Origin of the sequence: Cumulibacter soli, assembly GCF_004382795.1 — a bacterium.
GTDB lineage: Bacteria > Actinomycetota > Actinomycetes > Mycobacteriales > Antricoccaceae > Cumulibacter > Cumulibacter soli.
Genome location: NZ_SMSG01000004.1, coordinates 37,252 through 63,419, shown reverse-complemented (window position 1 = coordinate 63,419; position 26,168 = coordinate 37,252). Strand labels below are relative to the sequence as shown.

The following is a 26,168-nucleotide window of genomic DNA, read 5'->3' as shown; positions in this document are numbered from 1 at the left end:
GTGCTGTCGCCACTGCCTAACGGTCGCGCGGCGAATAGTTAGCCGATGAGTTGGGCGAAAGTGTAGATCAGCAGGCCGGCCAGGGCGCCGATTACGGTGCCGTTGATCCGGATGAACTGCAGATCGCGGCCGACCAGGGTCTCGATCTTGCGCGAGGTCTCCTTGGTGTCCCAGCGAGCGACGGTGCCGGAGATCAGATCGGCGATGTCGTCCTTGTATTGCTCGACGACATAAAGCACGGCGCGTTCGATCCAACCGTTGACCTTCGCGCGCAACGCCTCATCAGTCTGCAGTAGCCGACCAGTACGAGCGATGGTGCCATCGACGCTCTGCCGCAGATCGGACTCGGGATCGTTGGCCATATCGATGATCTGCGTCTTGATCGTGGCCCACGCGGTCTGCGACCAGTTGCGTACGGCAGGGTGATCGAGGACGTCGAGCTTGATCGCATCGATCTTCGCTGCGGCCTCGGGATCGGTGCGCAGTTGTTCGGCGTACTCCCGGATCCGCGCATCGAAATCGTTACGCAGTTGGTGATTCTCATCCTCGGACACGTCCGTGATGAATGACTGGACTCCGTTGAACATTTTCTCGAAGATGCGGTCGTCGACGAACGACGGCACCCAGTCGGGCGACTCCTGCGCGACCTTGAGCCGGAACACGGCACGGTTTTCTTCCAGGAAGGTCGAGAGCGCCTTGAGCCCGGCCGTCATCATGTGCTGGTGGTTGCCGCCCTCGACGGCCACGTCGATCAGTTTCGCCACGAGCGGGGCAGCGGAGGTCGAGCGCACCCGCTTCACGACGATGTTGTCGAACGCGTCGTGTACGTCGTCGTCGTTCATGATCTCTGCGCCAACCTCCAGCGCGTGGCCGAGGTTGTTACCGAGTTTGCGGGCGTTGTCGGGATCTCCTATATATTCGCCGATCCGGTGTGAGACGTCGACCTGACGAAGTTTGTCGGTCAGCACCGTTCCGGTGAGGAAGTTGCCCTGGACGAACTCACCTAACGATTCGCCCAGCGAGTCCTTCTTGCTGGGGATGATCGCGGTATGCGGAACCGGAACGCCCATCGGGTGGCGGAACAGTGCGGTGACCGCGAACCAGTCAGCCAGCGCACCGACCATCGAGGCTTCCGCGGTCGCCTTCACGTACCCGACCCACGCGGGAGCGCCATTGCTCTGCCAGATCACGCACACGACGAAGACCACGGCGGCGAACACCAGCAGCCCGGTGGCGATCAGTTTCATCTTCCGCAGTCCGGCGAGGCGTTGTGCGTCAGTCATGCCGCCGAAGGACGCCGCGCTCACCGGTTCGGTGAATAGGTCATTGCTCACCCCATGAGCGTATTCGCTGCCGCGCCGCGACGTCCGATTCTCACCGTAGGGCAGCCGGGGCCGGCTAATGCGCTTCGGCGTACGTGCGTGCGGCGCGGACGTCGAGTCCGAACACGACCTCGGTGTCACCGAACAGCAATGTTGTCGCAGCCGCCGCCGACGCCTCGATGTGCGCGATCACTTCGTCGGCCAGCTCGGCGGTGCAATGCACCATCACTTCGTCGTGCTGGAAGAACACGATCCGGGCCGAGTCGCTGTCGCCGTACGCCGTAAACAGCCGGCCACGCAGAATGCCCAGCATCGATACTGCCCACTCGGCGGCAGTGCCTTGGACGACGAAATTGCGGGTGAACCGCCCCCGGGCGCGTTCCTGCGCGGGGCTGGGGTCGCGTTCGGTGCGTCCCGGTGAGGTTCGACCGAGGTGGGTGCGCACGAGTCCGCCGCGTTCGCCGGTCTCCGCGGCTGTCTCCAGCAACCGAAGCGCGCGTGGATAGCGGGCCCGTAGTACCTGCAGCGGCCGCGCGGCGCCGCCGCCCACCTGGCCGTACATCGCGCCGAGTAACCCGACCTTGGCCCGGGCGCGGTCGCCGCCGAATGCCTCGGCGGCCAGCGCCTCGTACATGTCGTCGGCTCCGGCGGCACGCACCATGCCGGGGTCACCCGACATCGCGGCCAAGATCCGCGGCTCGAGTTGCGCGGCATCCGCGACCACCAGCAGTCGCCCGTCGTCGGCTACCACCGCAGTGCGCAACTGTTTCGGGATCTGCAATGCGCCACCCCCGCGTGCCGCCCACCGCCCGGTCACGACGCCCGCGGGTACATATCCCGGCCGGAAGCGGCCCTCGTGCACCCACTCCCGCAGCCAGGACCAGCCGTGAGCGGTATGCAGGCGGGACAGTTCCTTGTAACGCAACAGCGGGGAAACGGCGGGATGCTTTACCGACCTCAGGAACCACTTGCTGGTCGAGGCGAGTTCGATGCCATCTCGAGAGAACGCCGTCAGCAGGTCCTGTGGCGAATCGGGATTGACTGACCGCCCGAACGCGGTATCAATCTGCGCGGCGAGATCGACCATCTTCGGTGGCCGTCCACCGCCACGTGGCCGATCGCCGAGTGCCTGCGCGAGCAGGGACTCGTGTACCGCGATGTCCCAGGGAATCCCGGCCTCGGTCATTTCCACGGCCAGGAGGGCGCCGACGCTGTCGATCGCGATCAATAGCCCGAGCTCCCCGGAATGCCCGCTTGCCTGCAGTTGTGCCTGCTGCTCGCGGTACTGGTGCGCGGCCGCGGCGCCGGGATCGGGCGCATCACCGGAGCGAAACAACGTCGGCACGTCATCGGGAGCGATGATGGGGTCGGGTCGCCGTCCGTCGTACGCCGCCAGGATCGCCGCGGCGTGCGCGAGGTCGTAACACCGATCGACGCGGATCCCTGCGGAGCGCAGCAGTGGGTAGGCCGTTGCCACCGACGGTATGACCCAACGCGGACGCTCAGCGCGCTCGATATCGGTGATCACCGAGGGGGTGATCGACCGGGTCCTACCGTCGACGTGCAGCCAAGGATCGCCGTCCTGGTCCACCCCTACCACCGGATTCATTTGGTCATTCTCGCTGGTCGATGTGAAAGGATTCTGACCAACTCGCGAATCGGGATTCAGCGTTTCGCCTGGTCATCCGCAATTTAGAGCGATCGCTCAGTCGGTGTGAGGGGCCTCACCGAGAATGAACTCGGTACGGCGGGCTATGTTGACAGGCAACGAAGATTCACTACGACGGGAGTGCTCCATGAGCGTCAACACCGGAATGGGCGGGGAAAACCCGCAGGACGAACTCAACGACCTACGCATGTCGGACGCGGCGTTGCCACTGTTCAACAAGATCAAGGCCTTCATCAAGGACACCGTTGACCCGATGTACGAGGAGTACGTCAAGCTCGGCGAAGGTCACGCCGACCGCTGGACGTTCGCGCCCGGTCAGCTCGAGGTGCTGCAGAAGGCTAAGGACAAGGCGAAGGCAGAAGGCCTGTGGAACTTCTTCCTTCCGGACGCCGAGAGCGGCGAGGGTCTGTCGAACCTCGACTACGCCTACATCGCCACCGAACTCGGCAAGAGCCCGCTGGCCTCGGAGGCAACCAACTGCTCCGCGCCGGACACCGGCAACATGGAGGTCCTCGAGCGCGTTGGTACGCCGGAGCAGAAGCAGCAGTGGCTGCAGCCGCTGCTCGACGGTGAGATCCGCTCGGCATACGTGATGACTGAGCCGGGTGTCGCCTCCTCGGACGCGAAGAACATCGAGACCACCGCTGTCCTCGAGAACGGCGAGTGGGTCATCAACGGCGAGAAGTTCTACATCTCCGGCGCCGGCGACCCGCGTTGCAAGATCATGATCGTCATGGTTCGCACCAACGATGATGGCGCGAAGGGCAAGAACCACTCGCAGATCCTCGTGCCGATGGACACGCCCGGCGTCGAGATCATCGAGCCGATGCGCGTCTTCGGTGCCGACCACGCGCCGCGCGGTCACATGCACATGCGCTTCAACAACGTGCGCGTGCCTGAGGCCAACATGCTGCTCGGTGAGGGCCGCGGGTTCGAGATCTCCCAGGTCCGCCTGGGCCCGGGTCGCATCCACCACTGCATGCGTACCCTCGGCAAGGCTGAGCTCGCGCTCGACCTGATGGTCAAGCGCGGCAACTCGCGTACCGCGTTCGGTCAGCCGCTGGCCAAGCTCGGTGGCAACCTCGAGAAGATCTCGCGTGCTCGCATCGAGATCGAGTCGATGCGGATGCTGGTCCTCAAGGCTGCCAAGGCCATGGACGTGCTCGGCAACAAGGAAGCTCGCGTGTGGATCTCGATGGCCAAGGCCGTCGTCCCGGCGAAGACCTGCCAGATCATCGACGAGTCCATGCAGATTCACGGTGCTGCGGGCATCTCGCACTGGTTCCCGCTGTCCGATCTGTACGCCGACGTGCGCCACCTGCGCTTCGCGGATGGACCGGACGAGGTCCACCACATGGTGGTCGGCCGTCACGAGCTGTCGCTGCACTAATCGCGTTGCACTAAACCGACCGTGAGAGCGCGCGGGGGTAGGCGAATCGCCGACCCCCGCGCGCTTTCGCAGTATGAGATCTAGGGAGTGGAAATGTCAGCACGAGCTGTGCGGATCGGCAGCTTTTCCGGATATTTAGGCGATCGATTCACTGGGCTGCACGAGTCGGTCACCGGTGATCCGGTCGACGCGGTGATTGGTGATTACCTGGCCGAGTTCACCCTCGCGCAACTCGCCGCGGTCGGACGAACCGGCAAGTCCGGGTATGTCGAGTTTTTCGTCGAGCAGGTGAAGGACAACCTCGCGGACATCGCTCGTAGCGGCGCAAAGGTAGTCACCAATGCGGGTGGATTTGACCCTGCCGGGCTCGCCGCGCAGCTTCGGGTGCTGTGCGCTGACGAGGGCGTGGATCTGAAGATAGCGCACATCGAGGGCGATAACGTGCTCGACAAGATTGCAGATCTCCAGGCGGCCGGTGCGAAGTTCGACAACCTCGATTCTGGCGAACCGCTGACCAGTTGGGGCTACGACCCGGTTGCCGCCAACGCATACCTGGGCGGATGGGGGATTGCCGCGGCGCTCGCCGATGGCGCGGACATCGTCGTCTGCGGACGCGTGACAGACGCTTCGCTCGTCACCGGTGTCGCGGCGTGGTGGCACGACTGGAAGATCGATGACTGGGACGCGCTGGCCCGTGCCGTTGTTGCCGGCCACTTGATCGAGTGTGGTGGGCATACGACCGGTGGTAACTTCTCGGGTTTCACCGCGATCCCGGACATGACCGCACCTGGTTTCCCGATCGCCGAGATCGCCGCAGACGGTACGACAGTGATTACCAAACATGAGCGCGATGGCGGTGCGGTACTGCCGGACACCGTCACGGCGCAGATCCTGTATGAAATCCAGGGCGTGCGGTACCTCAACCCTGATGTCACCGTGCACTTGGACGACATCACGCTGACGAAGGTCGGTAAGGACCGGGTCGAGGTGGGCGGCATCACCGGCTCGCCGCCGCCGGAAACCACCAAGGTCGCGATGTTCGCCCCGGTGGGCTACAAAATCACCAATACGGTGTACGCGACGTCGCCGAACGTCGCGGCCAAGGTCGAGTTGATGCGGGCGCAGGTCGGCCACGGTAAGCCGGCCGGCGTACACCTGGAGGTCCAGCCGCTGGGAGTCCCGGCGACGGACCCGCAGAATCAGTGGGAGGCGACTGTCGCCGTCCGCTTCATGGGGATCGCGAAGACCGCCGAGGAGCTCGTCGAGTTCGACATGGCCCGGCGGCTGGGAGCGCTGTTCTTACAGAGCATCCCAGGTTTCTTCACCGATGCGCTGACGCCGTTCAACAAGAAGCCGTCGGCGCAGATCGACTACTGGCCGGCGTTGTTACCGATGCGCGAGGTTCCACACACCGTGGTGTACGCCGACGGCCGCCGCGAAGTGATGCAGGTGCCGCCGCACCGCACCGAACCTGTCGTACAGCCCGTTCACCCCGAGCCGACTCAGCAGGCGCTGAGTGGGGAGACCGCCACCATCGAACTCGGCCAACTCGTCTATGCGCGTTGCGGAGACAAGGGTGGCAACAGCAACATCGGTGTGTGGTCACGTGACCCGGAAATCTGGAAGTGGTTGCGGTCGGCGCTGTCGACGGACGAGATCCGCCGGCTGATCCCCGAGGTCAAGGACCTGGACATCGTGCGGCACGAACTGGACGGTATTCAGGCCGTGCACTTCGTCCTCAAGGGAATGTTGGGCACGGGCGGGTCATCGAACACCCGCGTCGACCAAATCGGTAAGGCGATCGGCGAGTACATGCGCTCGCGGCATGTCGTCGTACCGGCGGACGTCGCGAAGCGGCATGTACAGGAGGTGACGGCCGCCGACCTGTGATCGCCTGAGGTTGCCGGGTGAGGTGCTGCTTGCTCCGGCATGGCAGTGAGGCACCGCCTGAGGTACGAAAGCGGGGTTCTGCGGTTAAAGCGCGAAAGCAATCGCGCTTAACCAGCAGAACCCCGCTTCGCGTTTGACGAGCGTTCGCCGACGTCGCCGTTAGTGCTGCGACGAGGTGTCGTGATCCGATGGCCTGGCCGGGGCCTGACTCATCCGGTCGATCCAGGCCAGACCGATGGCCGAGAGGATGAACGCCATATGGATGAGCGTCTGCCACATCATGACTTCGCCGGGGATGTCATGGGCCTCGATGAAGGTCTTGAGCAGGTGGATCGAGGAGATACCGATGATCGACATCGCCAGTTTCACCTTGAGCACGTTCGGGTTCACGTGCGAGAGCCATTCGGGCTCGTCAGGGTGCCCACGCATGTTGATCCGCGACACGAAGGTCTCGTAGCCGCCAATAATCACCATGATGAGCAGATTGGCGATCATCACGACGTCCACGAGCCCGAGGACGATCAACATGATGTCTTCCTCGTTGAGGGTGCTGAAGTCCTGAATCAGATGGATCAGGTCTTTCCAGAACAGGATCACGTAGACGGCTTGAGCGACGATCAGGCCCAGGTAGAGCGGGGCCTGTAGCCAGCGGCTGACGAAGATCGTCGATCCGACGAACTTAGTGAGCCAATGGCGATTCGGTGGAACTGTGGAGGTAGTCGCGGGTTGCTGGGACACGGGCTGCCTTCTGCTGGGGAATGAATGGCACTCATTTTTGCAGGTGATATCGCCACTACGCCCGCAACTGAGCCGTAGAAAACAATCTGCGCGTGAACGGAACCATTTCGAATCTCGCGCGCTTACGGGCGCGGAAATCGCTACCGCAGCGGCCGCACGCGTTGGCGCTAGTTCCTGAATGTGCCTGTGAACTGGGAAATTATGGAGCCGAGTAGGGGACTCGAACCCCTAACCCTCTGTTTACAAGACAGATGCGCTGCCAATTGCGCCAACTCGGCCAGCGTCGTACGACGCGCAGTACATGCTACAGGCCACAAGAATTGCTATGCCGAGACGGCGTGCGGTGTGTGGCAAGGCGCAGGACGTGGCTACGGTCGCGCCCCACCGTTGAGCACCACCAGCAACTCCTCGAGTACGGCGTCACGGGGTTGATCGAAGGAGATGGTGGTGCCGGACTCTTCGTCGTGCAGCGCCTCGAGTGTGTCGTACTGCGACCCGACGAGCGTCGACGGCATGTAGTGATCACGACGCGCGCCGACGCGCCGCACGGCCAGGACGATCGGCCCGGCCAGGTGCACGAAGTACGCATCGGGGCAATGCGTTCGGATTCGGTCGCGGTAGGTCGAGCGTAAGGCTGAACACGCAACCACTGCGCCGCTGTCGTGCTCGCCTAGCCACTGGCCGACGGCGTCGAGCCACGGCCAGCGGTTTACGTCGGTGAGCGAGGTGCCCCCGGTCATCTTCGCGATATTTGCTGCGGAGTGGAAATCGTCGGCGTCCGCGAACGGTAGGCCAAGCAGCTGTCCGAGGGCTTCGCCGATGGTGCTCTTACCGCACCCGCTCACGCCCATTACGACGATCCGCGGAGCCGACTGCCGGATCGAATCGGCGCGCATCGGTACCTCTACCTCTCGTTCGAGGATCGTCCCGCTGGGTGCCTTCCGCCACCGGATCGAGCCGCAGAGTAAGGCCGTCCGGACCGGCAGACTATGGCCGCCGATCCGGACGGTGATCGAATCCTATTGTGATCGGAGTCTGAGAATCGTAGAAACCGGGCATGTCGAGTCGGCTTAGCGCTCGCTGTACGTCCCGCACGCCTGTGATCGCCAGACCTACTTGAGAACGACAGTATTCGCGGTTGAGCCGATACCGCCGGGAGCTACAAACGGCGCGCTGACCAGTAGGCCTTCGTAGACCCCGCTCTCGCGGCAGTCGGCGACCAGTTCGCGCAGGTGCCACAACTCGCCTAGCGCCATGCCGAAGCTGCCGATCAGCATCTGGTGAATAAACCCGAACGGCGCATTCTCCTTGCCGAACTTCGCGGGCCATGCTTCGACCGCGAAGTTGTCCGAGGCGATCGAGGTGGCGTGGATGTTCCACAGGTAGCGCGCAGTCTCTTCGCTATGCGCCAATCCGGGGGTCTTCAGGTTCTGCGGGAGCGTGTCACGCGCAGCTTGGTCGAGCCCGGCGTAGTACTCCTCGAATCCGGTGTACATCAGCACGAAATCTCCAGGCTGGTGGGTGATCTGCCCGTGTTCGGCCGCGGCGGCTAGGTGCTCGGCGGTGATTTCGAAACTTGAGCCTGGGTCGTAGTCCACGCCCAACTTCGCCAGTGTGGCAGGGATGTCGAGGACGACGGCTCGACCGGCGACGCCATGCCGCGCAACATGGTCAATGGTGTTGCGCTCTCGTGCGCGGATCTGGTCGCCCGTGGCGCCGTTGTAGAACTGGCCGGGTAGGTGCGCTACGTGAGCCAGCGAATCCCACTGGCTGCCACCCTGCGGGTAGAAGTTGTCGTAGAAGTCGTCGAATGTGAGTTCGCCGCGTCCGCTGACCACATTGTGGGCGGGATTCCCGCGGGTCGCAGTGAGCGCAGGGTCGTAGGTGCCCAGGGGCTGGTCGAGCGGGAACGTTGCGCCACGCTTGACGAGCGTCGCCGCAGCCGCAATGCGCTCGGGCGTGAGCAAGTTGATGAGACCGATCTGGTCGTCCTGGCCGAATACATGCCAGCCCAGGCGTCCGCCGGCGGGGCCAACTGGCAGTTCGTCGTACGAAGGAAGTGTCATAGCCGCAACCTATCGAACGTTCAGTCCTCCTGGCGAGCGCTGCAACTGGGCCGCTCGAGTGCGGAGGTGAATCGTCAGGTTGAATGACCACATGGACTTCCGGATCTTCACTGAACCGCAGCAAGGTGCCTCCTACGACGACATGCTGAGTGTGGCGCGCGCCAGCGAGGACCTCGGGTTCGACGCCTTCTTCCGCTCCGACCACTACCTGGTGATGGGTGGCGGTGACGGCCTCCCCGGTCCGACGGACGCCATGGTGACCCTCGCCGGTCTCGCCCGTGACACCACCACAATCCGCCTCGGCACGCTGGTGTGCTCCGCGACCTTCCGGCTGCCTGGTGTGCAGGCCATCGCGGCAGCGCAGATCGACGAGATGTCCGCTGGGCGCCTTGAGTTGGGTATGGGCACCGGCTGGTACGAACAAGAACATGCGGCGTACGGCATTCCGTTCGCCCCGCTAGGTGAACGGTTCGACGTCCTCGAAGAGCAGCTCGCGATCCTCACGGGCCTGTGGCGCACGCCGACCGGCGAGAAATTCAGCTTCGCCGGACAGCACTACACGCTGACCGACTCCCCAGCGCTACCCAAGCCGGTCCAGGACGGTGGCGTGCCGATCATCGTCGGTGGCGGCGGCAAGCGGCGTACGCCGATGCTCGCAGCGAAGTACGCTGCCGAGTTCAACCGAGTGTTCGTGCCGATCGACGAGATCATCGAGCAGTTCGCCCGGGTCGGCGCCGCCTGTGACGAGATCGGGCGGGATCGATCCAGCCTGACCCTGTCGGCCGGAATGGTGGCGTGCATTGGGCGCACTGAGTCCGACGTTGCGCGGCGTGCGGCGGCGATCGGGCGGGACGTCTCCGAGCTGCGTGAGAACGGATTTGCCGGTAGCCCGGAGGAAGTGGCCGACAAGATCGGCCAGCTGCGCGACGGCGGCGCGCAGCGGATCTATTTCCAGATCCTCGATCTGTCGGACCTCGACCATCTCGAGGTCATCGCCTCTGATCTAATGTCCAAATTCTAGTGCCGTCGGCAGGCTCACCACTCGGGTTCGTCGTACTGTCGTTCTTGCACATCACAACGCGGAGGTAATAGATGTACCCAGGTAAGTGGGCCGAAATCGCGCCGGATCGCCTGGCGGTCGTCATGACCGACACCGGCGAATCGCTGGACTACAAGACCCTCGATGATCGGTCGTTGAAGCTAGCGAACTGGTTCCGGGAGCAGGGCCTGCAGTTCGGTGACACGGTTGCGTTGCTGGCGACGAACTCCGTGCAGCACTTCGAGGTGTTCTGGGCAACGCAGCGCGCTGGGCTCTACCTGACCGCGATCAACTTCCATCTGCTGCCGGCTGAAGTTTCGTACATTCTCGACGACTGCCAGGCGCGTGTGCTGATCGCCTCGGCGGACCTTTCCGACCTGGCCAAGAGCTCGATCGGCGCCGATACCAAGGTCGAGAAGTTCCTGGCCTACAAGGGATCCATCGACGGTTTCGACGATTACGATGCGACCATCGAGGCGCAGGAGGCCAAGGAACTCGCCGACGATCGTTCGGGCAAGACCATGCTGTACTCCTCGGGCACGACGGGGTGCCCGAAAGGCGTGCGGCTGCCGTTGTCCGGCGAATCGGTCAAGGTCGACGGTGGCGGCGGTGTGGCCTCGATGCAGCCGATCTTCCAGTTCGGTGAGGACACCCATTACCTGTCGCCGGCGCCGCTGTACCACGCGGCTCCGCTGCGCTACTCCGGCGAGATGCAGGCGTGGGGCGGCACCGTGTTCGTGATGCCGAAGTTCGACGCCGAAGACGCGCTGCGCCAGATCGAAAAGAACAAGATCACGCACTCGCAGTGGGTCCCGACGATGTTCGTGCGGATGCTCAAGCTCCCTGAAGAAGTACGCGCGAAGTACGACATGTCCTCGATGCGGTGCGTGATTCACGCTGCGGCGCCGTGCCCCCGGGACGTCAAGCAGGCGATGATCGATTGGTGGGGCCCCATCATCTGGGAGTACTACGCCGGTTCGGAGTCGAACGGCAGCACCCTGATCAGCTCCGAGCAGTGGCTGGCCAAGCCAGGGTCGGTCGGTAAGGCCGCCGTCGGTGTCATGCACGTGTGCGATGACGAGGGCAACGAACTCGGCGTCGGGGAGATCGGCAAGGTGTACTTCGAGCTGGAGACGCCGCTGTTCGAATACTTCAACGATCCCGAGAAGACGAAGTCATCGCGCCACCCGAAGCACGACAATTGGTCTGCGATCGGTGACCTCGGCTACGTCGACGAGGACGGTTTCCTGTTCTTGGCCGAGCGTCAGAGTTTCGTCATCATTTCCGGCGGGGTAAACATCTACCCGCAGGAAATCGAGGACGCGCTGACCATGCACCCGTCGGTGCTCGACGTTGCAGTCATCGGCGTTCCTGATCCGGATCTCGGTGAGGTGGTCAAGGCCGTCGTCCAGCTGGCTCCGGGCGTCGAGGCTTCCGATGCGACAGTGGAAGAACTGATGGAGCACCTGCGCGGGCAGGTCGCGAAGTACAAGTTGCCGCGCAGCATTGACTTCATGGATGACCTGCCGCGTACCCAGACCGGCAAGTTGCGTAAGCATCAGCTGCGCGAGAGGTATGTTCCGGCGAAGTAGCCTCACGCATACGGATCCGCGGTGGTGTTGCCTGCGCTATCTCTCCGATAGCGCAGGCAAACCACCGCGGATCTGGTGTATGCGGGGACGCCAGCCTCGTAGGTCAGGTCAGTGCCTTGGCACGGGGATTAGCGCCCCTTGAAAACGGGTTCGCGCTTCTCCATGAACGAAGCCACGCCCTCGCGGTGATCCTCGGTGGCGAACAGCGCGTTGAGGTTGTCGCGCACGAACAAGCCTAGATCGTGCCAGTTCGGGTCGAGCGTACGACGCAGTCCGTCCTTGAGTGCGGCGACGGCCAGCGGCGGGTTTGCGGCGATCTTGTTCGCCAATTCCAATGCGCTTTCCAGTAGCCGATCGTGCGGTACGACGCGACCGACGAGGCCGATCTCTGCGGCGCGCTCGGCTGAAATGATCTCGCCGGTGAAGAGCAGTTCGGCCGCGCGCTCGCGGCCGACCAGGCTCGCCAAGCGGCCAATCCCGGCGACATCGCTGACCAGTCCGCGCTTGACGAACAGTTCGCCGAACTTGGCTTTCTCGGACGCGACGCGCATATCTGCCAACAGCGCGAGTTCCATACCCCAGCCGACGGCCGCTCCGTTCACGGCAGCGATGACGGGCACGTTGGTCGCCAACAGGGCGCCCGCGGCCGGCGTCATGGGGCGGTTCAGCTTCGGTTTGTCTTTCACGCCGAGGATCGCGCGGACGTCATCACCGGCGCAGAATGATGGGTCGGCTCCGGTGATGATCAGCGCGCGTTCGGTGCAGCCCGCGACGAGCTCGGTGAGTTCGTCGTACGTCTCGTGGCGTAGGGCGTTGTGCACCTCCGGACGGTTCAGCGTGAGTACGCCGACGTGGTCAATGACCTCATAGTTGATGTCGGTCATGGGCTCTCCTTCGTTCGTTGACTGAGCGCTCGTTAAGGATGAACTTAGTCGCCCATCCTACCGATGTGAAGATGGTCGCTTGACCCCCGCGTATGCTGCTGGGTATTTTAGCGGGCGTTCAGTAGGTAGACGGAAGGCTGTCGGCGTGGAATCTCATTTGGCGAATATCTTCGAGTCGATGGCCGACGCTATCGGTGACCGACCCGCACTCGTGCACGGTGAACTCAGCCGGACCTGGTCTGACTTCGATCGCCGCGCCGCGCAAATCGCCACCGGGCTCGGTGCATCCGGCCTGCAGGTGCAATCCAAGGTCGCCTTCTTCCTCTACAACGGCCCGCAGTACCTCGAGGCTCAGTACGGCGCCCTCAAGGCCCGATTCACGCCCGTCAATATCAACTACCGGTACCGCGACGCGGAACTTTTCTACCTGCTGGACAACTCGGACGCCGAGGCGCTTTTCTACCATTCCTCGTTGGCATCGACGGTAGAGGCGGTACGTGAGCGGATTGGCAAGGCGAAGCTCCTCGTCCAGGTGCCAGATGACGACACCGAACTGCTGGACGGAGCGGTGGACTACGAGAGTTTTGTCGCGGCGTACGACCCGATGCCGAGAATCGAACGGTCCGCCGACGACATTTTCCTGCTTTACACCGGCGGTACGACGGGGATGCCCAAGGGAGTGATGTTCGAATGTCGCGGGTGGGCGGAGAAGTTCCCCGGCGTGGCGCTCGGTCTAGCCGGGCGTGATCCGGAGACCCCGCTGGACAAGCTCGCCGAGGTCGCGGCCTCGCTCGCGCCGGAGGAGCGGCTCGTGACGTTGCCGTCCGTTCCGCTGATGCACGGAACCGGGTTGACCTACGGCGCGCTCCTACCGCAGACCCTCGGCGCTACGGTCGTGACGCTCACCAACCGCTCGCTCGATGCGCACGAACTACTGCGCGCCATCGAAACGAACCGGGTGAGCACGATGTCGATCGTCGGCGACGCGCTCTCGAAGCCGATTATTCGGGCGATCGACGAAGGCGTAGACGGTCGCGGCTATGACCTCTCCAGCCTGCGCAACATCTACTCGTCGGGTACGATGTGGTCATCGGAAGTCAAGCAGCAATTGCTGGACCGGATGCCGAACGTGCAGCTCAGCGACATCATGAACGCCAGTGAAGGCGCGATGGCCACGCAGGTGACCACCCGCGAGGGTGGTACGGCAACAGCACGCTTCGTGCCGAACCCAGCCACGAAGGTGTTTACCGAGGACCTACGCGAGGTGCTGCCCGGATCTGGTGAGGTTGGTCTGCTCGCCGCCTCAGGTGGGGTGCCGATCGGGTACTACAAGGATCCGGTCAAGACGGCTGAGACGTTTCGCGAGATTGACGGCGAGCGGTACGCCTTCCCAGGCGATATGGCAACGATCGAAGCCGACGGCACCATCACGCTGCTGGGGCGGGGTAGCCAGGTCATCAACACCGGCGGCGAGAAGGTGTTCCGCGAGGAGGTTGAGGAGGCAGTGAAGCGGGTCGCCGGTGTGCGAGACTGCCTCGTCGTCGGGGTCGAGGATGATGCGTTCGGCAACGCCGTGACGGCAGTGGTCGCGCGCGAGGATGGCGCCGATGTGAGCGACGGGGAGATCCGCCAGTTCGTCCGGAACGAACTGGCCAGTTACAAAGCACCGAAGCACGTCGTGTTCGTCGATGACGTACCTCGCGCGCCGAACGGTAAAGCCGACCACAAGACCGCTAAGGCCCTAGCGGAATCCAGGTTGGCCTAGCGGCCTCTTGCGGCACGGCGGACTGCGCGTCGGTATACGCCTGATTGCCGCTCATGAAAGAGCGACTAGCGTCCGGTGAAGTTCGCCGGCCGACGCTCGAGGAACGAGGCCACACCTTCCTTGTGATCCTCGGAGGCGAAGCATGACTCGAGTGCCTTGCGGTGCTCAACCAGATGCTCGTCTGCCGAACGCGCGAGACCCTCGTAGATCAGTTGTTTCGCCAACCTGGAGGCAAATGGCGATCCGCCGGATACGTGTTTGGCCTCGGCGATCGCGCGCTCGAGTAGATCCTCGGAGGAAACGACGTCCTGCACCCAGCCCAGGGCAAGCGCTTCTTCGGCGTTGATGAAGTCGCCGGATAGCACCAGCCGAAGTGCGGCCGGTAAGCCGACTTGTTGTGGCAGCAGATAGGAGCCGGCGCCGGTATCCGGGACCAGGCCGCGATGCACGAAGTTCCACGCGATGCGTGCGGTAGTGCTGGCAATCCGCAGGTCGGCTTGGGTCGCGATGTCGGCGCCCATACCGACGGCCGGTCCGTCGATCGCCGCGATGACGGGCTTCGGGCAACTCGCGACCATCCACTGCCACGGGTTCTCTTCCTCTGCGGTGCTGTTGCCGCGTTCTGATGGGGCTGTGTCGTTGAGGTTTGACAGGTCGGTCCCGGCACAGAACGCGCCACCTGCGCCGGTGACGATCACCGCGAGCACGTCGTCGTCCGCTGCGCCTGCCCGAATACCGGCGCGGAACTTCGCCAGCGCCTGATACGTCATGGCGTTCTTCTTCGCCGGCCGGTTGATGGTCACGATCGCGATGCGATCGCGCACCTCGTACTTGATCTCGTCGTCCACGTTCATTCCCAGACTTCCCCATTACTGACGGCGTTGAGCGCGACTTGCTCGTCGTTCGCGGTTGCCGAACAGTAAATCCTGAACTAGCGTTCAGTCAATGACCGGATCAGTACTTCCGAGCGATTTCACGCTCGGCGATATCACCAGAAATGCGGCGATTCGCGACCCTGAGGTACCTGCGATGTACTTCGAGTCGCAGGCGTGGACGTACGCCGAACTCAACAACGAAGTGCGCGCGCTGAGTTCGGCCCTACAGTCGATCGCGAGCAAGGGCGATCGGATCGCGATCCTCGCCGAGAACCTCCCCGAGTACGTATTTGCCTACTACGGCGTGCCCGCTGCGGGAATGGCGCTGACCATGCTGAACCACCGACTTATCCCTCGCGAGTGGGATGCGTTGGCGCAGGACGCCGGCGCGAAGGTGATCCTCCTGGAGCGCAAGTACTACGACGCGCTCGACGCGGCAGGGCTGATCGAGCGCTATGACACTGTCGTCATTGTCGGCGGCGACGCTCCGCAGACTCCCGGTGTGCTGGACTACCGCACCTTCATCGACGAGGCGCCCTCGATCGAGCCGCCGCAGACGACGGCCGAGGAACTCGCCTGGATTATCTTCACCAGCGGTACGACGGGGCGTCCGAAGGGTGCAATGCTCAGTCACCGCAATCTGTACTGGGCGATCGCGAACTCACTGAGTGTGAAGGGGCGCGGAGAAGGCGCAATCGTCCTGCCCTGGCCGATGTGCCATGTGGCGGGGTTCATTGTGCCGATGGTGCATATGTGCGGCCGCACGCTGGTTCTCATGCGTACGTACGATCCGGTCGAGTTTCTCAAGCTCATCGAGAAGCACCGGATCTCCGAGGCGTCGGTCGCTCCCACGATGCTGAACATGCTGCTGCGGCACCCCGAGATCGACAACTACGATCTCAGCAGCCTGCAACGGATCTCGTACGGCGCCGCACCTATGCCGCTAGAGGTGCTCAAGCGCGCGATGGCACGCTTTGGCGACGTCGAATTCTCCACCGGCTTCGGGATGACAGAGCTCGCCGGCAACGTGTTGTCGCAGCCGTGGGAAAGCCTGCAGCGCGCGCTGCATGGCAATGAGAAACTGCTCAGCTCGGTGGGGCGCACGATGCCCTTTGGGACGGTGCGCGTCGTCGATGAGGCGATGGCAGATGTCGCGGTCGGTGAGGTGGGCGAGATCGTGGTGCGTGCACCGCAGGTGATGATCGGTTATTGGAATCGTCCCGAAGTCACCGACGAGGACTTCGCACACGGTTGGTTCCACACCGGTGATCTCGGCTCGGTCGACGAGGAAGGCAACCTGTACATCGTTGACCGTAAGAAGGACGTGATCGTCACCGGCGGCGAAAACGTCGCTAGCCGCGAGGTCGAGGAAGTGCTGTACCAGCACCCGTCGGTCGCCGAGGCTGCGGTAGTAGCCCAACCAGACGAGAATTGGGGGGAGATCATCGTCGCGGTGATTCAACTCGTACCAGGCGCCGAGCCAGATGCTGACTCGATCGTCGCCTTGTGTCGCGATCAGTTGGCGAGCTACAAGAAGCCGCGGCGCGTGCTGTTCATCGATGAACTGCCGCGCAACGCTGCCGGCAAGATCCTCAAGCGGGATCTGCGCGATGGGCTCGCCTCCGGCAGCCTTACTTAACGTCGGGCTCGCCTCCGGCACCCTCGCTTAGCCTCCGGGCGCACGACAACAACGGCCGGCCTCCCACTAGGAGGCCGGCCGTTGGCAGTTATATCAGCTATTCGGGCGCGACCGCGACGTAACGCAGGTCAGTGCCGCCGACCGTCGGGTGTTCGCTGACGCCGGAGACGTTGTCGTTGAATGCGGCGCCATTGTGCATCATGCAGATCGGCGTGAAGTGCGGCGGTTCCTCGATCCACGCGTCCATGAAGTCCTCGTAGAGCGCGTCCCGCTCCTCGGGGTCCACCGGGGTAGCGGCCTTAGAAGCGAGATCCAGCAGCTCCTGCGATGTCGTATTGCCGGGGTTGTAGACCGCGCCTGGGGTCAAGTAACGAGCGACTACGGCGTTCGGCTCCGGGATACCCGAGTATGCGGTGAAGTTAGCTTCGGCGGTCTTGGAGATCGCGAACTGATCGAGCACCTGTTCATTGGGCACGACCGACAGGTTTACCTCGATGCCGACGTCGATCAAGTTCTGCTGAACGACCTCCGCGACCTTCTGGTAGGTCGAGATGTTCGTGGACATGGCGGTGATCGAAACGTCCTTGACCCCAGCCTCAGCGAGCAATTCCTTAGCTTTCTCGGGATCGTAGGGCCAAATTTCGAGCCCGTCCCCGATCTTCTCGCTGTAGCCCATGCTGCCCTCGGGCACCGGCTGGATCTGCGGGGTGCAGTTGCCCTCGAACAGCCCGTCGGCGATGCCGACACGATCGACTGCGTAGTTGAGCGCGATCCGGACCGCTGGATCGTCGAACGGTTCGTACTCGGTGTTGAACATCATGTAGGTGAATGTGGTGCCCGGCATTGAGATCACGTTCAAATCCATGTCGGCAGCGCTGCTGTATTGCTCTGGGCCGAGCGTCGCTCCGTCCAACTCTCCGGTCTGAAGCGCATTGAGTCGCGTCTGCGCATCCAGAATCGAGTGGTAGGTCATCGTCGCGACGTTCTGCGCCTCGGGTTCCCAGTAGTCCTCGGTACGAGCGAACTCGGCGTGGTCGCCGGGCACCGCCTCCGTGACGACATACGGGCCGACTCCCACGGGCTGGCTAGCGAGGGTTCCCGCCTTAACTGCCTTGGGGGAGACCATGATGCCGGCGCGGAAGGTTAGACCGGGCAGCAAGGCACCCATTTCGCCGGACACGTTCAGTTTTACGGTCAGCGGATCGATCACCTCGGCCCCGGTCACCATCGGGATCTCGCCGGAGATTTTGCTGTCTTCGCTGATGATCCGCTCGATGTTGAACTTCACCGCGTCGGCGTCGAAGGGCGCCCCGTCCGAAAACTTCACGCCATCGCGCAGCGTGATGGTCATCGACTTGCCGTCCTCGGCAGCTTCGTAACCGGTGGCCAGCATCGGCTCGATCGAGGTGTCTGGATTCATGCGGAACAGTCGGTCATAAACCGGCAGGTAGAAGGCAATATCGCCACCTGTCGTGCTTTCGATCGGGTCCCAACTGGCTCCGTACGAACCTCCGCCGTAGTCGAAGTGACCGTCCGGGTCGAATCCCTCCTGCAGTTCGATGGCGTCCGGGTATTCGGCAGCGTCCTCGCTCGCACTCTTCTTATCGGGTGCGTCGCCACACCCGGCGAGCAGCATGCTCGTCGCGAGCAGCGAGGTGACGATCTTCTTGGTATGCCTCAATGGAGTCGTGCTTCCTACTAGGTGGTGGTGCTCTGGGTCGGATCGTCGTCGGTGACCTCCGCCAGATACTTAGGATTCGATGCCTCAAGCCGCGCGGAGGTGAGCTCGTCGAGTACACCCAGGACGCCGTTCAGTTCGTCGAGGGAGGCGGCCGCGCGGACCTTTTCGGCGAGTTCGGCTTCGGAATTGACGCCGAGCGTGCTGATCCGCTCCGTGGCCCACTCGTCGTCCTTCGCGCTGGAGAGCTCGCGCTCGACGGTCTGCAGCACGTTCGCTGCTACCCGTGCGTGGAAGGAGAGGTGTCCGTCTGTAGCGGGCATGACATCGTTCTGCAGGAACTCGCGGACCGCGGCCAACAGTTCGGTCGCGGTGGGCGTGACGTACAACTTCATCGGACACTCCTGGACAGATCATTCTTGATCAACCGCAATAGGTCGTGTTCTTGCTCGGCAATCCGGCGGCCGATCGCGGCCAACTCAACGGACCGGGTGGCGCCGCTGAGGTGACGGTCGACCTGGAACATGCACCCGAGTGCCCAGGACAGCGTCCCGACGACCTGCCACCAGCGCACGACCTGTGCGTCGGGCCGTACGCCGGACGCAGCTTCGTAGGCGTCGAAGAGTTCGCTGAAGGTTCCGACGCCCGCGACTGGTTTGGGCCCAGCGAATCGCCACGCCCGGATACACAGGTATCCCAGATCCTCCATCGGGTCTCCGACATGCACGTTCTCCCAGTCGAGGACGGCGGCCAGGCCGTTGTCGTCGACGATGACGTTGCCGAGCCGGAAATCGCCATGCACCAGGGTGATCCGTCCGTCGGCGGTGGGACGGCGTTCGGCCAACCAGCGCAATGCAAGTTCGATGACGGGGCGCTTGAAGCCGAACTGTTCATAGCGCGCGCGGTGCCGATCCAGCGGGTCCCAGCGAGGAAAGTCGCTGATCACCGCGGCGTCGGTGATGCTGTGGATCCGGCCCAGAGCATGCCCGAGCTGGCCGCCGAGTCTTTCGCGGGCCGTCGCGTACTGGTCATCGCGCAGGATGCGTCGCGCGATGGTCTCGCCGCCGACGTGCGACATCATCAGGTATGGCGAGCCGAGTACGGCTGAATCTGATGAGGAATCGAGGATCTGTGGCACCGGTACGTCGTACTGACCGGCCAGCGTGATCGCTTTGGCTTCCAGCGCCATCTGCGTCGGACGCGGTTCGCCCAGCGGGTCGCGCCGCAGAATGAGCGGGCGCACCGTACCGTTCAGTGGTGCCCGAAATGACCAAGTTTGCCGACTGGCCCCGCCGGAGAGACGGCGAAGGTCGAGCGGCCCGCTGTCCGCGAGGCCGACCGAGCCCAACCGGGTGGTCAGTGCTGCTGCGACCTGAGCCGGTTCATCGAGATCGTGTTCACCGCCTGCGCCCATCGAAAACGCCCCTCCTAGGGATACTTGTTTATCGGTCATGAACTGACGTAGAACGTAATACTGAACGAGCGATAGATCAATTGGCGACAATGTGATGCATGGCATTGAACGCGACCACCGGAGCCGGTGCCCGAGGATCGGTGCACAGGGAGGACGACACATGGTTGACGACTCGTCGAAGTCGTGGCGCGAGCTCGAGGAAATTCAGCTCAGCCCGATCCTTGATGCCGCGCTACAGGTGTTCTCCGAAGAGAGTTATCACGGCGCTACGGTGCGCACGATCGCAGCGCGCGCCGGCGTTACCGTGCCGCTGCTGTATTACCACCACAAGAACAAGCAGGGGCTGCTGGTTGACCTGTTCCTGCGGGCGCACGTGAACTTGGAAGAGCGAGTTCTGGGCGCGGTGGCGGACGCTGACGGCGATGCCCTGGGCGAATTCACCAACCTTGTCGAGGCCATGGTGATTCATACCGCGGGGCACGTCCCGTTCACCCGGATCAACAACAGCCTCCGGCACATTGACGAGGACGCCCGACGACCGATCATGAAGATTCGGCGCCGGATCCAGCAGTACTTCGTCGATGCGGTGAGCAAAGGCGTGGACGAGGGGCTGTTCTCGGTGCCCGATCCGCGCGAAGCGGCCTTGGCTCTCGCAGGCATGGGTACTGCGATCGCGACGTGGTACCACGACGACGGACCGAAGTCGCCGCAGGAAATCGCGGTGGACTACTCCGAGTTCGCCCGACGGCTCGTTGGCTACCGCCCCGCATAGCCATTACTGCGGTCTGCGTCGCAGGGCTTGGGGCTGTCGATGGTCGTGAGCGCGTCTCATCTGGCGGTGCAGCCACCGCGCGGCCTACAAGGTGCGGGCGAGGGTGACTGCTTCGGCTTCATCTATGCCACACAGAGTAAGTAACCGTTCGGTCAGTGCGGCGCACCATTCGTCGTCAACGAGTTTGGGGTCCTTGAGCCATAGATGCAAAGCAGCCACCAACGCCCCGACGATGGCGGTGAGTAGTACTTGGGGATCGCTGGCTACGAAGCGGCCTGAGCGGATGCCCGAACGCAGCACCTTCGCCAGCCGAGGCATCAACCCAGAATCGACGTCCAACACGGCCATACCCTGCGTGGCGAGGATCTGCGCCATCTCCGGGTGGGTCAGCACCAACTGAGCGGTCGAACGGATCGCGATCGCCACGCTGCGTGCCGGGTCTGCATCGTCGCTAGAGGTGGCATCGAGAAGCGCGCCGTGCTCATCGAGAACCTCGTTAACAGCCGCGGTGAACAGCGCATCCTTCGACTCGAAATGGTTATAGAACGACCCGAGTCCGACGTCCGCGGCCTCGGTGATCTGCCAGATGGACCGCTCGCCGTATCCCGGCTCGGAGAGTAACTCGCGCGCCGCCGCGATCAACTTCTGTCGTGTGCGGGCACGGCGACGGTCGCCGCGGTGACCAGCGGGGGCGGCGTACGCCGATTCGTCACGAGAAGACATCGGTCGCGTACCCTCCGTTCGCTCGCTGCTCATCCAGCCACTGAAGTGACGACTCTAGCGAGCGCCCGGCAGCGGCGGAATGGATGCGTGCGAGCGTCTCGTGTACGGCTGGCGCCATGTGCTCCCCGTCGCCGCAGACCATGATCTTTGCGCCGTCCGCTAACAGGCGGGCGACCAGATCGCGTTCGGCCCAGAGTCGATGCTGTACGAACGTGACCTCGCCGTCCGGTGCGAAGGTGTAAGCCTTGTACGTGCTGAGCCGGGCGTCGTCGGCAAGATCGGCGTACTCGGCGGCGTACAGATCATCGACGTCCGGGCCGTCGCATCCGAAGAACAAGGCAATCTCGCCGACCCGGGCACCGCGCTGGGCGAGGATGGCGCGCTCTCTAATGAAGCCGCGCAGCGGGGCCATACCGCTACCGGCGCCGATCAGTAGTAGTGGTCGACTCGTATCTTCTGGCAACCGGAAGTGCTCGTTCGGGTGGGTCACCGACACCGCGACCTCCTGGCCGGCGCGCAACGACTGTAGGAAGGTTGATCCGGTGCCGTAATAGGTGCCCAACCCGGATCGCGCAGGTGCCTGCAGTACCGCAGCTGTGAGTGCGGCGACGTCCGGTTGTTCGGTGGAACTGGAGGAAATTGAGTACTGGCGCGCCCGCATCGGCCGCAGCAGATCCAGTAGGGCCGACAGATCAATAGTGCAGGAGGCGAACATCTCCAGCAGGTCGACGACGCCTACCCGCTTTCCTAATATCTCAGTGGTGTAGCGCTCGTTGTCCTCGACGAGTTCTTCGATCTGTACCCGCTCGGGCGGACACGGGCACGCGCTCGCCAACTTTTTCAACGCGCCGCGGGTAGCCGGCAGGGTGAGATCGACGTACTGACCGAGCAGGTCGCGTACTGCGATTGGCGTATCCAGCGGGAAAGCGGCGTTGTCGCTGCCTCGTTGCGAGGAGAGTTGCACCATCGCGTTCGGATCGATCCCGACTGCCTTCGCCGCACGCGCAACCAGGTGTGGGTGGTTGGTAGGCAGAATGGAGAGGTAGTCGCCCGTGCGATAGGTCATGCCCTCAGGCAGACGTAGTTCGAGGTGGCGTTTGGAGCGGCCGTGCGGCGAGGAGAGATTGGCCAGCTCACTGTTGACGATGACGGTCGCCGATCGCATCGCGAGCTTGGTCGCGAGCGGGTGATCGGCGGCGAGGTTGACCGGAAGCACCGAGTAGGTCGGGGCATCGGCCACGTCGGCATTCTGCACTTCGAATGCGTCGGCCATCATCGGCCAGAAGTCGCGATACCAGCGCTCCCAATCCCCGAAGAAGTCAGCCTGCGCGTCGGCCTCGCCGCGCTCGCGTAGTCGTTCGGCCCCCGCCGCCGCGAGCTGATTGTCAATGAGGGTGGGGATCTGCTGATATGTCGCCGGCCAGTCTTTGCTACCTACGCCCATGACCGCATATCGCACGCCGCTCAGCGACCCCGCCTCGATCGACGACAGCCAGGAGACGAACTCGCCCGCGTTATCTGGGGGAGTTCCGTTGTACGAGGCGCTCACGATGAGTACGCCACCGTCGGTGGGCAGTCGATCGACGTACTCGTCAAGCGGAGCGAGACTGACCCGCCACCCGCGGTCGGCGGCGTCGCCAGCGACGGTACGCGCGAACCCTTCGGCGCTGCCAGTGTTCGACCCGTACAGCACCAGCAGCGGTGTGCCGGTGCCTTCAGTGACGGGCTGGCTCGCCGTCGATTCGGCCCGCGAGGCTGGTGCCGCACGATCGATCGTGCGGCGTTTGCGGGCGGTGATCCGCAGATCGGCGGGCTTGATCGTGAGCGTTTCTTTGAAATCGAACTCGTAGGGGCCATCGAAATCGAAATCGAAACGCTGCAGCATCATCGCCAGCACCAGGGTGGCTTCCTGCAGGGCGAACGGGCGGCCGATACAGGCTCGTTCCCCGTGCCCAAATGGCATCCAGGCGTAATCGGGAATCGTCTCCAGCGCGCCGGGCGCGAACCGGTCGGGATCAAACCGCTCAGGTTGCGCCCACACGGTCTGATCGCGGTGCAGCCCGGGGAGCATCACCATGACGGCCTGACCGGCCGGGATGTGGAAACGCGTGGACAACACGACGTCCTCGGCTGGTTTGAGCGCGAATGCGGGAGCGGTGGGGTGCAGGCGCAGCGTTTCTCGCAAGATCTGATTGAGGTAGCCCAGGTCGGCGAGATCCTCGAATCGTGGCATCCGATCGCCGAGCACCTCGTCGGTGATCTGGCGTGCCCGGTGCAGCACGGTGGGGTTCGCCAGCAATTGGTACGTCGCGAATGACAACAGGCCTGAGGTGGTCTCGTGCCCGGCAATCAAGAAAGTAGTGAGTTGGTACTCGACATTCTCGTCCGAGAGCCGTTCGCCGGTGAGCGGGTCTACGGCGGTGAGCATCCGCTGCAGTAGGTCGTCGGGCGCCTCGCCGGGCGGCAGAGCCCGCCGAGACTCCACGATCTCTCGAGTCACTTTCTTCATATACGCGACATCGGCGTCCCATTGACGGTTCTGCTTGACCATCAGCGGCTGCGCCTGCGGGATCCGGCGACTGCGGTTGCCGGCCTCGGTCAGCGAGCGCACCATGGCGCCGACAAAGGGGTGCATGTCTTCGCTGTAGAAGGAGTTGAATCGGTAATCGAAGGCGCATAACGCGATGGTGTCGAGCGTCAAACGAGTCATGTCGTCGGCGACATCGATGACGTGATCGTCGCCGAACCGCTCCCAGCGGGTGAACATCTGGTCCGCGATATCAAGCATCTGCGGGAAGTAGTCGCGGATCGCCATGGGCCCGAATGCGGGCATGAGAAGGCGGTGGGCCTTCGCCCAGTTGGGCTCGGAGTTGTACGCCGTGAACAGTCCGTCGCCGCCGAACGCGCGCACCGGTTGCAACGCGGAGTGCACGACCTTGCGCCACTGTGGGTCGCTGCAGATTTGCTCTACGTACTCGTGCGCGGTGACGACGACCAAGTCTTTGCCGCCGACGCCGACGCGAAATATGCCGCCGTACTTGGCGGCCAAATCTTGCAGAACCTTGACCTGTCGCTCGTCACGCAGCATGTCGGGCAGATTGCCCACCAATGGCCATTGGTACGGCCCTGGAATCTTTGACAGTTGTGTGGCGACGGTAGTCATGCGGATGCCTCCGATGCGGTGCGGGCAGGTGACCCCACGAGGGTAACTGATGAGTAACTCAAAACTGAATGAATCGTCAGAAGTGCCACAAGATTCATCGCGGCGGCCGAGTCGCGTAGGTGACTAGCCTGGGTCGGAATACCTGTCTGGCGTTCGACGTTGGCCCGGTGAACCCCAAGTCCAGATGGAGGACGTATGAGCACCACTGAACTGACCACCGAAGGCTTCGAGAAGGCCGTCACCGACAACGACATCGTCTTCGTTGACTTCTGGGCCTCATGGTGTGGTCCGTGTCGCTCGTTCGCGCCGGTCTACGAGAAGGTCTCCGAACAGCACGAAGACGTTGTTTTCGGCAAGGTCGACACTGAGGCACAGCAGGCGCTCGCCGCGGCGGCGCAGATTCAGTCGATCCCGACGCTCATGGCTTTCCGTGAGGGTGTCATGGTGTTTCGCCAGGCCGGAGCGTTGGGCGAGAAGGATTTCGCCGGGCTGGTCGACGCGGTGAAGGGTCTGGACATGGATGAAGTTCGGGCGGAGATGGCTAAGCAGCAGGGAACCGCGCAGTGAGCGATACCCGTCGCGCGGTCTCGATGACCCGGGTCGCTCCGACGAAGTTCACGGTCACCAACGTTCGCGGCGGTCAGATCACGACCGGTTCGGGCGAGGACCCCGACTTCACTCCGGGGGAGTTACTGCTGGCCGCGATTGGAGCGTGCACCGGAGTCGATACCGACATCCTGACCTCCCGGCGCGCCGAGCCAGTCTCATTCCGCGTCGGGGTTAGCGGCGACAAGGTAACTGACGATCAGGGCAGTCACCTGGTGAATCTGGCGGTCACCTTCGACGTCCAGTTCCCGGACGGTCCCGAGGGCGACGCAGCGCGCGACATGCTGCCGAAGATTGTCGCGCGCTCGCGGGAGAAGTTATGCACGGTGGGGCGGACCGTGCAGATTGGTACGCCGATTCGTGATGAGTTCGGTCCGGTATCGGCCAGCCCGAAACCGTAAGCCGACCGCTCGGTATCTCTATGCGCGCGGGCGTAGGGATTCGAAGGCGCTACGGAAGTAGACCAACGGTTTACGGCCGGCGTCGGCGGCTAGGTGTAGTACCCGGCCGATCACGATCTGGTGATCGCCGCCGGGATGCACCGCCTCGATCTGGCAATCGATGTAGGCCAGGACGCCGTCCAGTAACGGGGCGCCGGACAGTCCGGCTGACCAACCGACATCAGCGAACTTATCGCCACCGGATTTCGCAAACGACATACCGAGCGACTCTTGCCCCTCGGCGAGGATATTTGCCGCAAAGTGCCCCGCGTGCTCGATCCGCGGCCATGACGTCGAGGTCAGCTTCGGGCAGAACATGACCAATGGGGGATCGAGCGAGAGCGACGTGAACGACTGGGCCGTCAGCCCGACCGGCTCACCGTCGTCCATGGCAGTCACGATGGTGACGCCGCTGGCGAAGTTCCCCAGCACCGAGCGGAACAGGTCCGCATCGACCGGAGCACTCGCCAAACGTGCTGCTTTGTCGCTCGTACCCATAGGTC

General features: G+C 63.4%; 22 protein-coding genes and 1 tRNA gene. 9 read left to right on the top strand and 14 right to left on the bottom strand.

Translation table 11 applies throughout. From position 1 onward, the window contains the following. Positions 1–38: 38 nt before the first annotated feature. The gene (locus tag E1H16_RS09850; RefSeq protein ID WP_134323693.1) at positions 39–1,334 is read right to left on the bottom strand and encodes a DUF445 domain-containing protein; all 1,296 of its coding nucleotides are present in this window, start codon (positions 1,332–1,334) and stop codon (positions 39–41) included. A gap of 64 nt (positions 1,335–1,398) precedes the next feature. After that, positions 1,399–2,931, bottom strand: coding sequence for a bifunctional 3'-5' exonuclease/DNA polymerase (locus E1H16_RS09845; protein ID WP_134323692.1), 1,533 nt, complete (start codon positions 2,929–2,931; stop codon positions 1,399–1,401). Between the two features lie 187 nt (positions 2,932–3,118). Between E1H16_RS09845 and E1H16_RS09840 the strand changes: the two genes are divergently transcribed. Next, on the top strand, positions 3,119–4,381 hold the full coding sequence (locus E1H16_RS09840) for an acyl-CoA dehydrogenase family protein (RefSeq protein WP_166741701.1): 1,263 nt from the start codon (positions 3,119–3,121) through the stop codon (positions 4,379–4,381). 93 nt (positions 4,382–4,474) lie between these two features. Next, a complete protein-coding gene (locus E1H16_RS09835) occupies positions 4,475–6,271 on the top strand; it encodes an acyclic terpene utilization AtuA family protein (protein WP_134323688.1) in 1,797 nt (598 codons plus the stop codon). Between the two features lie 159 nt (positions 6,272–6,430). Here the strand turns inward: E1H16_RS09835 and E1H16_RS09830 are convergent, their stop codons facing one another. From E1H16_RS09830 to E1H16_RS09815, 4 genes are all read right to left on the bottom strand, one after another. Continuing rightward, positions 6,431–7,009 (bottom strand): TIGR00645 family protein, encoded by a 579-nt coding sequence (locus E1H16_RS09830; protein WP_134323686.1) that lies wholly within the window; start codon positions 7,007–7,009, stop codon positions 6,431–6,433. A gap of 202 nt (positions 7,010–7,211) precedes the next feature. Further along, positions 7,212–7,287, bottom strand: a tRNA-Thr gene (locus E1H16_RS09825). A gap of 90 nt (positions 7,288–7,377) precedes the next feature. Continuing rightward, complete coding sequence (locus E1H16_RS09820) at positions 7,378–7,905, bottom strand: gluconokinase (RefSeq protein ID WP_208378980.1); 528 nt, start codon at positions 7,903–7,905, stop codon at positions 7,378–7,380. Between the two features lie 216 nt (positions 7,906–8,121). Further along, entirely contained in the window at positions 8,122–9,075 is a 954-nt protein-coding gene (locus E1H16_RS09815; RefSeq protein ID WP_134323684.1) for a cyclase family protein, read from the bottom strand. Between the two features lie 91 nt (positions 9,076–9,166). On the opposite strand from E1H16_RS09815, the gene E1H16_RS09810 reads away from it, so the two are divergent. Then, positions 9,167–10,096: an LLM class F420-dependent oxidoreductase gene (locus E1H16_RS09810; protein ID WP_134323682.1), complete on the top strand. Its 930-nt coding sequence runs from the start codon at positions 9,167–9,169 to the stop codon at positions 10,094–10,096. 71 nt (positions 10,097–10,167) lie between these two features. Continuing rightward, the gene (locus tag E1H16_RS09805) at positions 10,168–11,706 is read left to right on the top strand and encodes an acyl-CoA synthetase (protein ID WP_134323680.1); all 1,539 of its coding nucleotides are present in this window, start codon (positions 10,168–10,170) and stop codon (positions 11,704–11,706) included. Positions 11,707–11,834: 128 nt separating this feature from the next. Here E1H16_RS09805 and E1H16_RS09800 read toward each other — a convergent pair whose 3' ends face one another. Then, the gene (locus tag E1H16_RS09800) at positions 11,835–12,590 is read right to left on the bottom strand and encodes an enoyl-CoA hydratase/isomerase family protein (protein WP_134323679.1); all 756 of its coding nucleotides are present in this window, start codon (positions 12,588–12,590) and stop codon (positions 11,835–11,837) included. A 145-nt stretch (positions 12,591–12,735) separates the two neighbouring features. Here E1H16_RS09800 and E1H16_RS09795 point away from each other — a divergent pair, with 145 nt between their 5' ends. Next, entirely contained in the window at positions 12,736–14,355 is a 1,620-nt protein-coding gene (locus tag E1H16_RS09795; RefSeq protein WP_134323678.1) for an AMP-binding protein, read from the top strand. A gap of 65 nt (positions 14,356–14,420) precedes the next feature. Here E1H16_RS09795 and E1H16_RS09790 read toward each other — a convergent pair whose 3' ends face one another. Further along, positions 14,421–15,203 carry an enoyl-CoA hydratase/isomerase family protein gene (locus E1H16_RS09790; RefSeq protein ID WP_208378979.1) on the bottom strand — a complete coding sequence of 261 codons (783 nt, stop codon included), beginning with the start codon at positions 15,201–15,203 and terminating at the stop codon, positions 14,421–14,423. 97 nt (positions 15,204–15,300) lie between these two features. Between E1H16_RS09790 and E1H16_RS09785 the strand changes: the two genes are divergently transcribed. Continuing rightward, positions 15,301–16,869, top strand: coding sequence for a class I adenylate-forming enzyme family protein (locus E1H16_RS09785; RefSeq protein WP_134323674.1), 1,569 nt, complete (start codon positions 15,301–15,303; stop codon positions 16,867–16,869). A gap of 97 nt (positions 16,870–16,966) precedes the next feature. Here E1H16_RS09785 and E1H16_RS09780 read toward each other — a convergent pair whose 3' ends face one another. The 3 genes from E1H16_RS09780 to E1H16_RS09770 are packed head-to-tail and all read right to left on the bottom strand — an operon-like array spanning position 16,967 to position 19,961. Next, positions 16,967–18,550, bottom strand: coding sequence for an ABC transporter substrate-binding protein (locus E1H16_RS09780; RefSeq protein ID WP_134323672.1), 1,584 nt, complete (start codon positions 18,548–18,550; stop codon positions 16,967–16,969). 17 nt (positions 18,551–18,567) lie between these two features. Beyond that, positions 18,568–18,942 (bottom strand): DUF6285 domain-containing protein, encoded by a 375-nt coding sequence (locus tag E1H16_RS09775; protein ID WP_134323670.1) that lies wholly within the window; start codon positions 18,940–18,942, stop codon positions 18,568–18,570. Continuing rightward, positions 18,939–19,961 carry a phosphotransferase family protein gene (locus E1H16_RS09770; RefSeq protein ID WP_166741700.1) on the bottom strand — a complete coding sequence of 341 codons (1,023 nt, stop codon included), beginning with the start codon at positions 19,959–19,961 and terminating at the stop codon, positions 18,939–18,941. Before E1H16_RS09770 ends, E1H16_RS09775 begins: the two co-directional genes overlap by 4 nt. A 160-nt stretch (positions 19,962–20,121) precedes the next feature. Between E1H16_RS09770 and E1H16_RS09765 the strand changes: the two genes are divergently transcribed. After that, positions 20,122–20,733, top strand: a complete 612-nt coding sequence (locus tag E1H16_RS09765; protein ID WP_166741699.1) for a TetR/AcrR family transcriptional regulator — start codon at positions 20,122–20,124, stop codon at positions 20,731–20,733. Positions 20,734–20,817: 84 nt separating this feature from the next. Here the strand turns inward: E1H16_RS09765 and E1H16_RS09760 are convergent, their stop codons facing one another. Then, positions 20,818–21,456, bottom strand: coding sequence for a TetR/AcrR family transcriptional regulator (locus tag E1H16_RS09760; RefSeq protein WP_166741698.1), 639 nt, complete (start codon positions 21,454–21,456; stop codon positions 20,818–20,820). Beyond that, positions 21,443–24,619 carry a bifunctional cytochrome P450/NADPH--P450 reductase gene (locus E1H16_RS09755; RefSeq protein ID WP_134323661.1) on the bottom strand — a complete coding sequence of 1,059 codons (3,177 nt, stop codon included), beginning with the start codon at positions 24,617–24,619 and terminating at the stop codon, positions 21,443–21,445. The genes E1H16_RS09760 and E1H16_RS09755 overlap by 14 nt, the downstream gene beginning before the upstream one ends. A gap of 195 nt (positions 24,620–24,814) precedes the next feature. Here E1H16_RS09755 and trxA point away from each other — a divergent pair, with 195 nt between their 5' ends. Together trxA and E1H16_RS09745 are read left to right on the top strand one after the other, a co-directional pair. After that, positions 24,815–25,186, top strand: coding sequence for a thioredoxin (gene trxA / locus E1H16_RS09750; protein WP_134323659.1), 372 nt, complete (start codon positions 24,815–24,817; stop codon positions 25,184–25,186). After that, on the top strand, positions 25,183–25,626 hold the full coding sequence (locus E1H16_RS09745; protein ID WP_208378978.1) for an OsmC family protein: 444 nt from the start codon (positions 25,183–25,185) through the stop codon (positions 25,624–25,626). Before trxA ends, E1H16_RS09745 begins: the two co-directional genes overlap by 4 nt. A gap of 18 nt (positions 25,627–25,644) precedes the next feature. On the opposite strand, the gene E1H16_RS09740 is transcribed toward E1H16_RS09745, so the two are convergent. Further along, positions 25,645–26,163, bottom strand: coding sequence for a flavin reductase family protein (locus E1H16_RS09740; RefSeq protein WP_134323657.1), 519 nt, complete (start codon positions 26,161–26,163; stop codon positions 25,645–25,647). Between the last annotated feature and the right edge of the window lie 5 nt (positions 26,164–26,168).